This window comes from Candidatus Latescibacterota bacterium, from assembly GCA_019038625.1.
Lineage (GTDB): Bacteria > Krumholzibacteriota > Krumholzibacteriia > Krumholzibacteriales > Krumholzibacteriaceae > JAGLYV01.
This window is the reverse complement of record JAHOYU010000099.1, coordinates 16,018-30,160: the sequence shown is the minus strand read 5'-3', so window position 1 is coordinate 30,160 and position 14,143 is coordinate 16,018. Positions and strand designations below refer to the sequence as shown.

The 14,143-nt window shown below is 50.1% G+C and carries 11 protein-coding genes; 7 read left to right on the top strand and 4 right to left on the bottom strand.

Features of this window, described 5'->3' with window-relative positions; all coding sequences use genetic code 11:
• Positions 1 to 315: 315 nt before the first annotated feature.
• From KOO63_07475 to KOO63_07460, 4 genes are all read right to left on the bottom strand, one after another.
• Complete coding sequence (locus tag KOO63_07475) at positions 316 to 939, bottom strand: integron integrase (GenBank protein ID MBU8921645.1); 624 nt, start codon at positions 937 to 939, stop codon at positions 316 to 318.
• Between the two features lie 217 nt (positions 940 to 1,156).
• Entirely contained in the window at positions 1,157 to 3,124 is a 1,968-nt protein-coding gene (locus tag KOO63_07470) for a T9SS type A sorting domain-containing protein (GenBank protein MBU8921644.1), read from the bottom strand.
• 446 nt (positions 3,125 to 3,570) lie between these two features.
• Positions 3,571 to 5,232 (bottom strand): tetratricopeptide repeat protein, encoded by a 1,662-nt coding sequence (locus KOO63_07465; protein MBU8921643.1) that lies wholly within the window; start codon positions 5,230 to 5,232, stop codon positions 3,571 to 3,573.
• A 2-nt stretch (positions 5,233 to 5,234) separates the two neighbouring features.
• Positions 5,235 to 5,627, bottom strand: coding sequence for a BlaI/MecI/CopY family transcriptional regulator (locus KOO63_07460; GenBank protein MBU8921642.1), 393 nt, complete (start codon positions 5,625 to 5,627; stop codon positions 5,235 to 5,237).
• Positions 5,628 to 5,960: 333 nt separating this feature from the next.
• On the opposite strand from KOO63_07460, the gene KOO63_07455 reads away from it, so the two are divergent.
• The 7 genes from KOO63_07455 to KOO63_07425 all read left to right on the top strand — a co-directional run bounded on the left by KOO63_07455 (position 5,961) and on the right by KOO63_07425 (position 14,131).
• Positions 5,961 to 6,707 (top strand): hypothetical protein, encoded by a 747-nt coding sequence (locus tag KOO63_07455; GenBank protein MBU8921641.1) that lies wholly within the window; start codon positions 5,961 to 5,963, stop codon positions 6,705 to 6,707.
• A 33-nt stretch (positions 6,708 to 6,740) separates the two neighbouring features.
• Positions 6,741 to 7,337 carry an RNA polymerase sigma factor gene (locus tag KOO63_07450; GenBank protein MBU8921640.1) on the top strand — a complete coding sequence of 199 codons (597 nt, stop codon included), beginning with the start codon at positions 6,741 to 6,743 and terminating at the stop codon, positions 7,335 to 7,337.
• The gene (locus KOO63_07445) at positions 7,338 to 7,661 is read left to right on the top strand and encodes a hypothetical protein (protein MBU8921639.1); all 324 of its coding nucleotides are present in this window, start codon (positions 7,338 to 7,340) and stop codon (positions 7,659 to 7,661) included.
• Positions 7,662 to 7,671: 10 nt separating this feature from the next.
• Positions 7,672 to 8,118, top strand: coding sequence for a hypothetical protein (locus KOO63_07440; GenBank protein MBU8921638.1), 447 nt, complete (start codon positions 7,672 to 7,674; stop codon positions 8,116 to 8,118).
• Positions 8,119 to 8,281: 163 nt separating this feature from the next.
• Complete coding sequence (locus KOO63_07435; protein MBU8921637.1) at positions 8,282 to 9,772, top strand: efflux transporter outer membrane subunit; 1,491 nt, start codon at positions 8,282 to 8,284, stop codon at positions 9,770 to 9,772.
• Positions 9,765 to 11,000: an efflux RND transporter periplasmic adaptor subunit gene (locus KOO63_07430; GenBank protein ID MBU8921636.1), complete on the top strand. Its 1,236-nt coding sequence runs from the start codon at positions 9,765 to 9,767 to the stop codon at positions 10,998 to 11,000. Before KOO63_07435 ends, KOO63_07430 begins: the two co-directional genes overlap by 8 nt.
• Positions 10,997 to 14,131: an efflux RND transporter permease subunit gene (locus tag KOO63_07425; GenBank protein ID MBU8921635.1), complete on the top strand. Its 3,135-nt coding sequence runs from the start codon at positions 10,997 to 10,999 to the stop codon at positions 14,129 to 14,131. The genes KOO63_07430 and KOO63_07425 overlap by 4 nt, the downstream gene beginning before the upstream one ends.
• Positions 14,132 to 14,143: the final 12 nt, after the last annotated feature.

The following is a 14,143-nucleotide window of genomic DNA, read 5'->3' as shown; positions in this document are numbered from 1 at the left end:
AAATCGTTTGAGACTTTTTTTAGTCTTCATCCACATAGTAATCACCCATCTAACAATATTTCGGGATGTATGTGCTTTTTATGTTCTGCCGCTTCAGAGGCATTGTAGCGTAGTTAGTTAATTGTGTCAAGGTCACACCAACCCCTTCCAAAGCACTGTTTTATACATATAATCAACCAAAACTTTTGGAGTGTTATGCAGCGAGATCGGCGTGTAAGGACGACTGGTGTTCTGCGGCGATCCATTTTTCATCTCAAATAATATCAGGTATCTCGGTTGATCGCTTACTGATGTGAGTGAGTTTGACGAATAGTTTCAGAACGAATCTGCAGGACTCTTCACGCCCATCCCTCCCCTGTTGAGGACATGAGTATATATCATCGTTGTCCGGACATCCTTATGCCCGAGGAGTTCCTGAACCGTCCTGATATCGTAGCCATCCTGAAGGAGATGAGTAGCGAATGAGTGTCTGAATGTATGACAGGTAACACGCTTGTTAATTCCCGCGAGTCCTGCCGCCTTCTTCACACCTTTCTGGACGACCGATTCGTGAAGGTGGTGCCTGTAGATCTTCTCCGTTTTCTTGTCCCTGAACAACCGAGTCGCGGGAAAGACCCATTGCCATCCCCAGAGCATGTTACCTTTGGGAAACTTTCTTGCCAGCGCTCCAGGGATCATCACGGATCCCCTCCCTGCCGCCAGGTCAGATTTGTGAAGATGCTTTACATATTCAAGGTGATGAGTCAGCCTGGTTTTTACGCTGTCTGGAAGCGGAGCGACTCTATCTCTGCCTCCCTTTCCGTCCCTGACCATCACCTGTCCATACGCAAAATCGATATCCTTTACTCTGAGATGAAGACATTCCATCAAACGCAGACCAGATCCGTATAGAAGCATTGCAGCGATCCAGACATAATCCTCAAGCAACGGGCGTACCATTCCTCAGGAAGAATTCGAGAATTGTATCTTGTTGTTATTACATAAGTTACGATTTGTCTAAATCAGGACCAGACCAATATGACCGACAACGTCATATATATCGTAAACGCTATTGACGATTATCGAAAGATTCATTCTGACCGTGATACATTGTGCGGGGGGCATATATTCTATCCTGCCCGGCACCGAGATTCTTACCCTCAACCGCATCAAAATTCTACTTCAGAAGGACCATCTTCCTGGAGACAGCTTCCTTGCCTGCCTTGATCCGATAGAGATAAATACCTGATGAGACCTTGTTACCGATTCGGTCCAATCCATCCCAGGTTGTTATATGATTCCCGGTATCTTTCTCCTCGTTCACAAGACATTTGACGACTCTTCCGGTAATATCATATACGGTCAGGTTGACAAAGGATGGTCTGGGCAGAAAGAACTCGATCTCTGTGACCGGATTAAATGGATTCGGCCTGTTTTGCATCAAAGATAGAGGTAACCGGGGAATAAGCATGGACTCGGTCTCCAGCAATAGTTGTCGCGTTCCCTCGGCAGAAAGAGAAAACATCCTGTATCTGTAATCGTTACCTGACTGAACGGAGGTATCCTCAAACCAGAACATGTTTCCGTCATTCAGGATGACCGGATTGGAAACGAGGTCATAGGGCCCCTCGTTTTCTAATCTCTGTATCTCGAAGACAGAACCCCCTGGATCTTCGGATAGAATGACGGTCCAGGTCAATCTTAACGCAGAACCTTCAAGGACGAGCGAACTCGATACCAGTTCGATTCCGATATCTCCAAGGTTGTCCAGAGAATATCCTGAATCCGGACAGGACATATAGGATTCAAGGCCGTAATCGATTATCGCGTTGACTGTAAATGCTGACCATACAAGTCCGCCCTCGACGGTTGAATCAGCTTCAGTCGGGATTGACGCAGAATAGCTGCGCCCATGATTCCCGGGAATCGTGTCGATGCATGTCCAGGCTGCACCATCCAGATCCCTTCGATATATCTCGTAATCGACCCTCGGACCTGATTGAATGTAATCATAATAGGAAGCGTTAAACTTCAGGGTCACCATTTCTCCGTAGTCACCCGGGAAATCATCGACCGAATTAATGACGGGATTGTAATTCCGGAAGGAACGGTAGAAATCATTGTTGAATTCGATCCACTCAGTGACATTGTTGTCTGTATCGCAGTCTATTTTCAGGAACAGTGAAGTCGAAGAGTTATTCGGAAGAGGCGCGTATATCTTTGTGTGAACGGTACTTTCGGGATAAAGATCGTAATGGGTCTCGTGATATAGTGTGAGGATCGGGTCAGGGCTCTCTCCATATTCGATAAGGATATCGAACGAATCGACCTGAACGGATCCGTGATTAATGACTGAAAATTCGATCGGGATGGATGCGCATGAATCCGGTTTTGTCACCGGAGCCCTGAACATCACTATATCCAGATCAGGCCGGTCCTCGAATCCTCCTTCATATGTGAATTCAAAACTGGAATCGTTGCATCCGTGGCAGTCGCAACAGACATCGTCAGCTTCGAGCCGATAGGTCGTTCCTGGAACCATCGGCTCTCCGGTCACAAGGCAGAATCCTTCCATAGATGTATAATCCTGAAAGGCCTCGATAAATTGAACCGTGTCTTCAGGCGTCGACACATCGTACATCGTAAAATGCGTATAGTAAGTTCGCAGACCCCATGAATTGATGCAGGGAATAAAATCGACTCGTAGAGAGATCGGACTTGTGGCCTCTATCGCGGAAATACGCGGAGGGATATGCCAGCATTCGTTGAAGCTGAACCAGTTCATGGATGTAGCTTCAGCCTTAGGGTACCCGCTCTCGCAAGTGGCAATAGCCAGCATATTCGTATCGACATGTGGGCCGAGAATGAAGTATTCTACTTCAGCAGAAAAGGGAAAAAATGTCAGCTTCTGAAGCCAGACAAGCTCTGTCTGACACTCGTTGAATGCGAGGGAAATACCCGGCACCATGGTTGGATTTCCCATATAAATCGGTATAAAATCATTATTGATATATTCAATCAAGACGTGAGTTCCCGATTGACATTCCATATGGTATTCGGCTCCCATGGCCCCGTTAATACCTGGATCCAGAAACACATAGATGTCGAAAGGCATAAATGCTGAATGGTCATATATGCAGGTCATCGTCCTTTCCTCGTCCGCCCAGAGGCTGAATTGCTGGCCGGCTGCTTCAGAGAGTGGCGTTGCCAGAAAAATTAATATCAGAACACAAAATGTCGGGACCAGTCGATATCTGGCGTACACGGAATAACCTCCCGATGACAGGATATTGATGTGGTTACGGCCCGCGACCAGACAGTTCCGGCTCGGGCTTGATCATATATAATAATTAAGGGATCGTTAGCTTTGGTCCTTATACTACCCCCTCTTTTTTGGATAGAGTCCTTACTACAGATACTACCACTTTAAAAGGAAATGGTCAACAAGACACTATCTCAGGCGGGATCACGTTAATTTCAAGGGAGGCAGCTTTATGTAAACAACAAGGGCCGTGTCCATCAGGTCCGAGACTTCATCTTCCCCATTACACCAGAGATATTCTCGACGGACACAGCCCGGTTTTCAATCGACTACTTTTCTTTTTTCGCCATATTACTCAGCTTCTGGAGCGCGAACTGCGAACTCTTGCTGTCCGGATTGAGCTTCAGGGCCATCTTATAGTTTTTAACAGCCTTGTCGTACTTATCGGCTGACATATAAGCTTCACCGAGACTGTCATAGACGTTCCATGAATCAGGAAATTCTTTGACATTGATCTTGAATGCCGCTATCGCCTCGTCATGTTTGCCCCAAGTGAGAAAGGTGTATCCGAGAGTATTGAACTCCTTCTCATCTATATAGTGCGAATCGGCTTCTTTCATCATCTGGAATTTCTTGAGCCCAGCTTTGACGCCCTTTTTCTTGAAAGTCTTCGCGACGACAGCCGCAGCGGAGTTCTCATTCTCCATCAGGCTTTCCCAGTTCTTCAGAGCCTTCTTGGCCTCCATCTTCTTCTTTTCCTCAGGCGTCAACTTTTTCATTTCTTCAGCAGACATCTTTTTCTTCAATGCTTTTTGTTTCTTCTTCTCCTGCATCTTCTTCTCGATGTCCTTCTTCTTCATCTGCTCTATCTGTGCCTTCTTTTCTTTCTCCTGTTTGTCCTGGGCCATAGAATCATTCCAAAGCCCTGAAGCGGAGAGAGGAAGCACTATGGCAAGGACGATGATCCCGGTGATCAGCACCGAGCGTCGCCCTCCCCTTTTCCTGTCTATCCTGGGATTCAATATACTCATCAGTCTGTCCTTCAGGTTAGAGCCCTGTGATATCGTGGATAACTGCCAGACCGGTCTTGCCGAATCTCCAAGGTCAGCTGCTATTTTCAACAATAATTCGGCATAATCGGAAGGCCTCGCCCCCGTACAGAGTACCGCATCATCGCAGTCCCTCTCTCGCTCGATCCTGAGCTGTTTTACTGCAAACCAGACCATCGGGTTGAACCAGTATACGACCGTAGCGAGAAGCGCAAATACCTCTACCAGCGTATCCCAGCGCTTAACGTGCGCGAGTTCGTGCGACAGGACCAGGCTCATCCTCTCGGGAGTCCAGTCCCTCGACTCTGCCGGCACGATCACTACCGGCTCGAACACGCCAGCCGTAATGGCCGTTCTTACCCTGTCAGATTCGAGTAATCCCACTTCACGCTCAACATCTAGTCCCATGGAGACATGGTTCAGGACTGAGCGCCACCTTTTCTTCACCGGATGAGCATTCCTTACGATGTGCCGTACTCCAACGTGCGAGATGACACAATAACCAAGGCAGATGATTCCACCCGCCAGCCAGGTGAAAATGCACCAGGCATACCATGGGATATTCATCGGTGATGAAAGGCCGGCCTCATCTGCTGCAGACAGAGAAGCCGATTTATCATGGAAAGGAGGCCCCACGAGCGAATCCTGATCGAGTTTCGTGTACTCCGGAGTATAGGAGGTCGTTCCCCACGAACCAGGTTCGGGAATGATCGGGAGGTTCCATACGGGTGCCATAAATGACAGGACCGGCATCAGCAGAAGTCCGGCCAGGGCAAATCCCCACACCATATTTCTTATATATGCAGAATTCCTGCGAAGAAGCAATGTAGCTATAGAGGCGACTCCGATGATAAGTCCACTCTTGATCGTCACATCAATGAGAAACCTCAAAAGAGCAGCCCACGGTGTCTCTACTAAAATAGCATTGAGGAATGAAGACATCTCTATCGACCTTCCTTCCTCGACCTCTTGATAAGATCGAGCATCATATCGGCGTCACTCTCTGACAGGTTCGCCTCGGATTTCTTGAGGATCGAGATCACCGCGCTCGCCTCGGCTCCCTTGAAGAATGTATCGACAACATGGTCGAGCGCATTGCTTCTCGCCTGTTTAAGAGGAATGGTCGGGGAATAGATATAGCGCCCCTTATCCCTTTCATGGCTGAGAAAACCTTTCTCTTCAAGTACACCAAGCATGGTTCTGATGGTCGCGTTGACCGGCTTTCCAGGAAGGTTCTCGACTACCTGGACAGCCGAAGCACTCCCAAGGTCGTAGATAACTTCCATGATCTCTCGCTCGCGTTTTGTCAATTCACTGATCTTTGGTTTGTCGCTCATCCTCTGCTCCTTTGCCTATCCAAGTCCGGCCACGGACGAAGGCAGGGATTACTATGCTAACAATTCAACATGTGTAAAATTTAACACCCTTTGATCCCATTGTCAACCCCGATTTTCTATTTTTTTCAATTTATTTGAATTTCCCTGAAACCGTACCTGGATAGTCCACGACAATATTTCCAGATACCCGGAGATAGCGGATAGACGCTCAATAAACTCTGGGCATGTATGGAAAGAGAAGCCTATAATAGCCTGCGGGCCAGAAGGCGCGATGCATGACCGGACCGGACGCGAACCGGCGGCCCCGACAGGCAAAACGAAAGGAAGCCTGAGATGAAGAACTCAAGAACGATCGTTACAGCGATCCTTGGCCTGATGATCCTGGCTGCTCCCCTGCTCGCTCAGGAAGCAGACACCACAGCGGGACAGATGGATGACTCGGAAGATTTCACAAAGGTCCTTACAGAAGTAAAGTCAAAGCTCGATCTTACCGAGGAACAGGAAAAGGAAATAAGTCAGATATTCAGAGAATACAGGAAGGGAAGAAAGGGAATCGCCAGGCGATTCGACGATAACAACAGAAAAGGCAGGCGTTCGCGCAGGATGGAATTCGGAAGACTCAACCGGGAGACTCGCTGCCGGGTAGAAGATGTGCTTGGGCCGGACAAGGCAGAGGCATTCAGGGAGATCTCAAGACATCACCGCGGTGGGCCGATGACTGGAAGAGGCCGGGACCAGGAGGACAGGCGCTACGCCAGGCGTGGATTTAATGACGAAAACAGGGACGAACACTTTTCCGAGATGGTAGAGAACCTGGGATTAAAAGAAGATCAGACTGAAAAAGTCAGAAAGATCGTAGACAACCAGATGGAAAAGATCCGTTCCATGATGGACGAGGGCAAGCGCCGGGACATGGACAGGATACGGGACCGTATGGATGATATCCACGCAGAGACCGAAAAAGAACTTTCCTCCATCCTCACTCCCGAACAGATGGAGACATACAGAAAGTTGGCAGCAGAAAGACGTGAGATGATGCGATCCATGCGTGGTAGCCGAAGAGACGGATCTCGACGCTGATCAGAGATAACACCCCCTTTCCGGATGGTGACAGTGAAAGACTCGTCGAAACTGGAAGACATGGAGGTAATAGGCAGGATCCTCGAAGGCGACAAAGACGCCTTCGGGATCCTGCTGGACCGATACAGAGATCACGTTTTCGGGATCGTCATGAAACGGGTCTCTCCCGGGGAAGCTGAAGAAGTGGCGCACGAGGTCTTTATCAGGGCGTACAAGTCTCTCCCCCGGTTTAGAGGAGAAAGCCCCTTCTCGCACTGGCTGGCAAAAGTGGCAGTAAGGACATGTCATGATCACTGGAGAAAAAGATACAGGAACAGGGAAATACCGATGAACTCGCTTAGTGAAGAACATGTACAATGGATCGAGAATACTGCGACTGCCGAATCGTCCTGGAATCATGAATCGGACGAATCCGAAAGGCTGGCAGGCGATGTCCTCGGAATTGCCCTTTCGAGGCTTCATCCAGACGACCGGGCTGTAGTGGAGCTCGTGCATCTGGATGAATACTCCATAAAGGAAACCGCTGAGATCCTTGGCTGGAGCCAGGGCAAAGTCAAAATAAGGGCTTTCCGTGCCCGCAAGAAACTCAGAAAGATCATTGAGGACAATGATGTGAAAGGGGTGAGATGAATGAAAATGAAAAAATCGGGTTTTGAGAGGATCGAAGAATCGATGAAAAGAGTATGGAAGAAGAACCGTACCCTTGATACCGATGACTCATGGCGCGCAGGAGTGATGAGGGAGATCCGTCTTATGGATACGGACCCGGCGAAGGAGAACAACTGGTTGTTTTCCCAGGGAATGTTCATCTGGCGTTTTACAGCCGTGGCTGCGGCATTCGCCCTGTTATTCGTCCTCTACGCCGTCAGGTCGGATATGACGACACTCGGTGACCTTGCCATTATGATGCTGGAAGATCCGGTGGGATTCATCATCTCCCCACCATTCGTTTAGGAGACCGAAAATGAAAAACCTCAAGGTATGGTCCGGTCTGGTCACGATATTCCTTCTCGGAGCGGTTGTCGGAGTCGTCACTTCGAACATCGTCATCAGGCGTCAGTTCGAGGGATTCATGCGTGGCGGCCCGGGAAGGGCCCAGCACAGACTTGTGATGGAGACGATTCGGGGAATCGACATCACTTCAACGCAACGCGCGAAGATAGACAGCATCCTGACGTCTGTCAAACCGGATATCGATAAGCTCTCCTCCGAGTTCTTCCTGAAAATGGAGACAAACATCGAACATCAGATGACGGAAGTCAGAGCAGTCCTCGACAAAGGACAAAGAATAGAATTTGACAGAAGAAAGAAAGAACTGGAAGAAAGGATGAAAAGGTTCAGGGGTAGGCCGCGCGGCAGAAGAAACCGTTCGAATATCGGCAAGCCTCCTCCGCCTCGAGGTGATGGGTGATACTTCCGGATTCATTACCGGATACCACACCTATGGATCATGGGTTGGCATAAAACAACACTGTTCCATGATGTGTACGTATCGTGTATATTCCTGTAAGCCCTGCTGGTCAGTAACCTGGGCCGGCTCAATAACAAAATAATGATTTTCGGAGAGAGACAGGATGAACGGATTGAAAATAACAATGCATAGACTCGGAAAGATCGAACTGAGTGGATTCAGGATATCGATCGCGATAGCACTTGTGGCCTTTTCCGTATTACTCGCCTCCTGTTCGGTCCCATTCTTAAAAGCCGGGCCCGATCACGAGAGGCCGGAAACCGTCGAAGTCCCGATATCGTATGAGAATCTCGCGACAGACACCACCATGTCATACGATGGCACTGCCTGGTGGCACACATTCGGTGATCCAGGACTGGACAGGCTTGTGGAAGAGACGATCGCTGGCAATCTGGATATCCGCAGGGCAACGGCTGTAGTTCGCGAATTCAGTTCGTATGTCACTCAGTCCCGAGCCGACCGTCTCCCCTCGATAAATCTGAGCGGCAGTTATCAACGTCAGTACATGCCGGCTACATCGATTCCAGGTATGACTTCTGAAAGAGAGAGCGAGAGCTACAACGCCTCTGCCGCGGCTGCCTTCGAGATCGATCTCTGGGGAAGACTTTCCAGGGCCGAGGAAGCGGCCAGGGCTACTCTTCTTGCCTCAAGGGAAAACCGCCGGACAATAATGCATTCCATGATCAGCGAGACAGTCTCGCTGTATATTCAGCTCTCGACTTCTGAAAAACGTATAATGCTCTCAGAAGAAAATATCAGTGCGGCCGGAAAAAGCCTCCGAATCGTCAGGTCTCGATATGAAAGAGGTATCGCTTCGATCCTGGAACTCAAACAGGCCGAGAGGACTCTGGCACAGGCCGAATCGACCCTGCCGCAACTCCACCAGAATCTGGGCACAGCCAGACAGAGACTTTCCGTCCTGGTCGGCAGGTACCCATCATCTAAAACTCATTCCCCGGCTACGGATGATTACAGACTGGACCTCTCCCCCGTTCCACCGGGCCTGCCTTCAGATCTCCTGGAAAAAAGACCGGATATCCTTGCGGCTGAAGCGAGGCTTCACTCAGCGGCGGCCCGAGTCGGTGTGGCGAAATCGAATCTCTTTCCGCGGATCTCACTGACTGGCAGTTATGGTTACACAAGCGAGGAGCTCTCGGACCTGTTCACTCCCGATAATATACTCTGGAATCTCGTCGCCGGAGTGACCCAGCCGTTGTTTAATTCAGGAAAACTGATCGCCGCGAAAAACGTGGCATGGGCTCAATACGAACAGTCGGCAATCGACTACGCAAAGACCGTGCTTCAGGCATTCGCCGAAGTGGAAAGCACGCTTCTCACACGCGACAGACAGATAGAGAAAAGAGAAAAGATCTTGATATTTGTTAATAAAGCCAGAGAAGTCGAGAGAATAGCCTCCGCCCGTTACGAAAGAGGTATTTCAGGATACCTTTCTGTTCTCGACGCGATGCAGGCACGGTACCAGGCAGAGGAAAACCTTCTCCTGGTCGACCTCTCGATCCTTACGAACAGAGTGACCCTTCACCGTGCCCTCGCTGGCAGGTGGCCCGGTATTGACGATGTGAACAATGACTGATGAAAGGAATGATCATAACATGGACAGACCCGGATTATTGACCCGGTTCAGACAGGATAGACCGAAGCTTTTCCAGCTGGTCGTCACACTTCTCATAATCTTTGTCGGCATAACCATTTTTAAAGTGATGATGGCCACAAAGAAGGAAGTAGCCCGGCGTGACTTCAGAATTCCCGAGCCCGTGGTCTCTGTCCTGAAGGCCGAACCATCCGCCAGAAAGGTCGTCATCTCCGGTGAAGGTACGGTCACCCCGCTGAGATCTATCGACCTGGTTCCCCAGGTCGGCGGAAAAGTGCTATACGTCTCCTCTGCCCTTGTGGACGGAGGATCATTCGCCAAAGACGATGTCCTTCTAAGGATCGATCCAGTGGACTACGAACTGGCGGTAAAGTCAGCGCAAGCCAGGGTCAAGGACCTGGAGAGTAAACTCCAGATAATGGATGAGGAGGCCGAAATAGCAGTTGAGGAATGGCGTCTGAGCAGAGACGAAGAAAATGCCGGTTCTCCCCCCCCTCTCGTTGCAAAGATACCTCAGCTTGCCGCTGCCGAAGCAGCGCTTGAAGCCGGCCGGGCGGATCTGGAAAAGGCCGGGCTCAACCTCGAGAGAACATCTATGAAAGCGCCTTTCGACGGTATTGTCAGCAGAAAGAACATAGACCTGGGACAGTTCGTGCCTGTCGGCGCGCCACTCGGTTCAATATTTTCCACAGAAGCCGCCGAGATATCTGTGCCTCTTGCCACAGAAGAGTTGTCCTGGCTCTCCATTCCCGGTTTCACGAGCGATGACGAAGAGGGTAGTCCCGCGATGGTCTACGCCGAGATCGCCGGACAGACTCTCAGCTGGAAGGCCACGGTGATGAGGGCAGAAGGAATACTGGATGAACGTACCAGGATGATCAATGTGGTCGTTCGGATCGATCAACCATATTCCGCCAGGCCACCTCTTGCCATGGGTCTTTTCGCGAAAGTGGAGATATCCGGTCATGAGATTGAAAACTCTGTCCTGCTTCCAAGAAGCGCGGTGCATGATAATAATTCGGTATGGATCCTTGAGGGCGAAGATCGCCTGCGTTTCAGAAAAGTCGTTCTGACACGCTACGAGGGTGACATGGCCCTTATTGAGTCGGGCATAGAATTCGGCGATAAAGTCATCCTTACTCCGATTAAGGTCGTAACCGATAGTATGCAGGTCAGGCTTCGCGGCAGGAAAGGATCGGCAAAACGATGAAAGGAATGATCAAATGGTTCGCAGAGAACCATGTTGCTGCCAACCTGCTCATGGTCTTCCTTCTACTTGCCGGGTTTCTAACAGCACAATCGGTAAAAATTGAGACATTCCCCGAATTCTCCCTGGACATGATCTCGATCTCGATGGAGTATCCAGGCGCCTCCCCCGAAGAAGTCGAGGAGGCAATCGTCAGGAGGATCGAAGAGAATATAGCGGGCCTTGCCGGAATCGACAGGATCACATCCGCGGCGAGAGAAAGTTTCGGAACGGTCACGATCGAAGTCATCGATGGCTGGGATATAGAGACTCTTGTCAACGATGTCAAGGCAGAGGTCGACAGAATACGTACCTTCCCGAATGAAGCTGAAAAACCGGTCATACGCCAGGTCATACGCAAGAGCCAGGTCATCAACCTGGCCCTGTTCGGTGACGCACCAGAGTGGACGATCAAAAACCTCGCGGAAAAGATCAAGGACGACCTTACGACGATGCCCGGTATCACTCTCGTGGAACTTTTCGGAGTGAAACGCGGAGAGATCCATATCGATATCTCCGAATCGACCCTTCGCAGGTATGGACTGACTCTCGATCAGGTAGCAGCTGCGGTGACAAGGGAAAGCCTGGATCTTCCAGCCGGATCGATAAAGTCAAAAGACGGAACGTTGATGATCAGGACAAAGGGCCGCCGTTACTACGCGTCAGAATACTCCGATATCACGATTATCAGGAATCCGGACGGAAGCAAGGTCACACTTGGACAGCTTGCCGACCTCTCCGATGGATTCGAAGACACCGAGTTGACCCTTTCCACAAGGGGAAAACCGGCCGTCTTCATCGAAATCTACAGAGTCGCTGACCAGAGCGCCCTCGGTGTAGCGACTTCTGTCAAAGAATACATCGCCAGTATCCGCGACGATCTGCCCGAAGGCATAGAGATCAGTTTCTTCAATGACGCGTCGAAGATATTGAAAGACAGGTTGAGCCTGCTCATCAGAAACATGGCCCTCGGACTCATTCTGGTCATAGTCATCCTTGGCCTCTTTCTCAATCCAAAGCTTGCTTTCTGGGTGACCCTGGGTATTCCCATATCCTTTGCCACTGGCCTCTGGCTTCTCCCATTTTTCGGAGTATCGATCAACCTTATCTCCCTCTTTGCCTTCATCCTTATCCTGGGAATCGTAGTTGACGACGCCATCGTCATAGGCGAAAACATCTATCGCAAGAGAGAAAATGGCCTCAGTGGCATCCAGGGTGCTGTAGACGGAGCCGTACAGGTATCCAGGCCCGTGATCTTCGCCGTACTCACTACGGTTGCAGCCTTCTACCCTCTGTTGATGATCCCTGGCGTTCGCGGCAAATTCATGAAAAATATTCCTATCGTGGTGATCCTTGTCCTTGTGGGATCCCTGGTAGAAGCTCTCTTTATCCTGCCGGGCCACCTTGCCAGAAGCAAGTTCTCAGGCACCGACCACGAAAAGGACAACAGAATTTTAGCTTTTACCGACAAGGCTCTAAAACGTTTTATTAAAGGCCCTTATGATAACTTTTTAAAGCTCTGCCTTAAGTGGAGATATGTTGTGGTCGCTATTGGTATCTTTACTCTTATCACCACAGCCAGCCTCTTCACCAGCGGCAGGATGAAGTTCTCCCTCTTCCCCAAGATCGAAGCCGACAATCTGGTATGCTCTATCGTGATGCCTTCCAGTACCCCGGTCGAAAAGACGGAGGAAGTCCTCGATTACATCGAAAACTGTGCGATAGAGGCATTGAAAGAAGTTGACGAGAGCCGCCCTGAACATAAATCGGTCATGAAGGAATACTATTCTCTGATAGGTGTACATATGGGTGGAATGGGCCCCGGAGGGGCGAGCACCAGCGGAGGCCACCTGGCTCAGGTCCATATCCAGCTCCTCGAAGGCGAGGAGAGAGATTACCAGGCATCGAAACTGGCACAGGCATGGAGAAAGAAAGTCGGCATTATCCCTGAGGCAGAATCTGTGACTTTTATCGGGCAATTGCGTGCTATGGACTCTCCAGTCGAGGTTCACCTTTCCTCTGACAACCACGAGGCTCTTCTCGAAGCTGTCGAAGCAATGAAGAAAGAACTTGGGGAATTCCCCGGCATTACTGATATAAACGACGATTTCATGCCGGGAAAAGACGAACTCCAGCTGAGACTCAAGCCCGAAGCCAGAAGTCTCGGCCTCACATTGAGTGACCTTGCTAGGCAGGTGAGATCGGCATTCTACGGCAGCGAGGCTCTCAGGCTCCAGCGAGGAATCGACGAGGTCAAGGTCCTCGTCCGCTATCCTGACAAGGAGAGAAAGACTCTCGACTCGATAGACCGGATGCGGATCAGGATCCCCGGCCAGGTGGAAGTCCCCTTCAACCAGGTAGCTGAAGTCGAGCTCAAGCAGGGATACGCCACGATCAACCGGACCGACAGGCGCCGTGTGATCGCTGTTACAGCCGACATAGACGAAGCTCAGGCCAATGCAAGCGTAGTGAATGGAGAACTCGAAGCCAGTATACTCCCGGAGATCCGGCATCAGTATCCTGAAGTAAGATTCATGATCGAAGGAGCGGGCCGCAGAGACAAAGAATTCATGGACTCGGTGCTCAAATCCTTCATTATAGCTCTTTTCATCATATATGCTCTCCTGGCCATTCCATTCAAGTCATTCGCCCAGCCGGCGATCGTCATGGTTGCCATACCCTTCGGGATCGTCGGAGCGATTTTCGGCCATATCATCATGGGATTCGATATCAGTATGATGAGTCTGTTCGGCATAGTCGGCCTCTCGGGAGTAGTAGTCAACGACTCACTCGTCCTCATTGAGGCGACTAACAGGCTCCGCGGGAACGGAAAGACACATTTTGAGGCTATAACTTCTGCCGGAAAGCTGAGGTTCCGGGCGATTATCCTTACTTCGATCACTACGTTCGGAGGACTGATCCCCATGCTTCTGGAGCGCAGTCTGCAGGCGAAGTTCCTGATTCCCATGGCTGCGGGCCTCGGATACGGAGTATTGTTTGGAACGGTGATTACACTCCTTTTGATCCCCTGTCTCTATCTGATACTCGAGGACCTGCACATACTCTGGAAGAGAGTAAGATTAAAACTATCTTGATAACAAAGTATT

Excerpts from the sequence above, each read along its gene's own strand:
- KOO63_07425 (MBU8921635.1), top strand. The coding sequence starts at position 10,997 with ATGAAAGGAATGATCAAATGGTTCGCAGAGAACCATGTTGCTGCCAAC.
- KOO63_07475 (MBU8921645.1), bottom strand. The coding sequence starts at position 939 with ATGGTACGCCCGTTGCTTGAGGATTATGTCTGGATCGCTGCAATGCTT.
- KOO63_07460 (MBU8921642.1), bottom strand. The coding sequence starts at position 5,627 with ATGAGCGACAAACCAAAGATCAGTGAATTGACAAAACGCGAGCGAGAG.
- KOO63_07465 (MBU8921643.1), bottom strand. The coding sequence starts at position 5,232 with ATGTCTTCATTCCTCAATGCTATTTTAGTAGAGACACCGTGGGCTGCT.
- KOO63_07445 (MBU8921639.1), top strand. The coding sequence starts at position 7,338 with ATGAAAATGAAAAAATCGGGTTTTGAGAGGATCGAAGAATCGATGAAA.
- KOO63_07470 (MBU8921644.1), bottom strand. The coding sequence starts at position 3,124 with ATGACCTGCATATATGACCATTCAGCATTTATGCCTTTCGACATCTAT.
- KOO63_07430 (MBU8921636.1), top strand. The coding sequence starts at position 9,765 with ATGACTGATGAAAGGAATGATCATAACATGGACAGACCCGGATTATTG.
- KOO63_07440 (MBU8921638.1), top strand. The coding sequence starts at position 7,672 with ATGAAAAACCTCAAGGTATGGTCCGGTCTGGTCACGATATTCCTTCTC.
- KOO63_07455 (MBU8921641.1), top strand. The coding sequence starts at position 5,961 with ATGAAGAACTCAAGAACGATCGTTACAGCGATCCTTGGCCTGATGATC.
- KOO63_07435 (MBU8921637.1), top strand. The coding sequence starts at position 8,282 with ATGAACGGATTGAAAATAACAATGCATAGACTCGGAAAGATCGAACTG.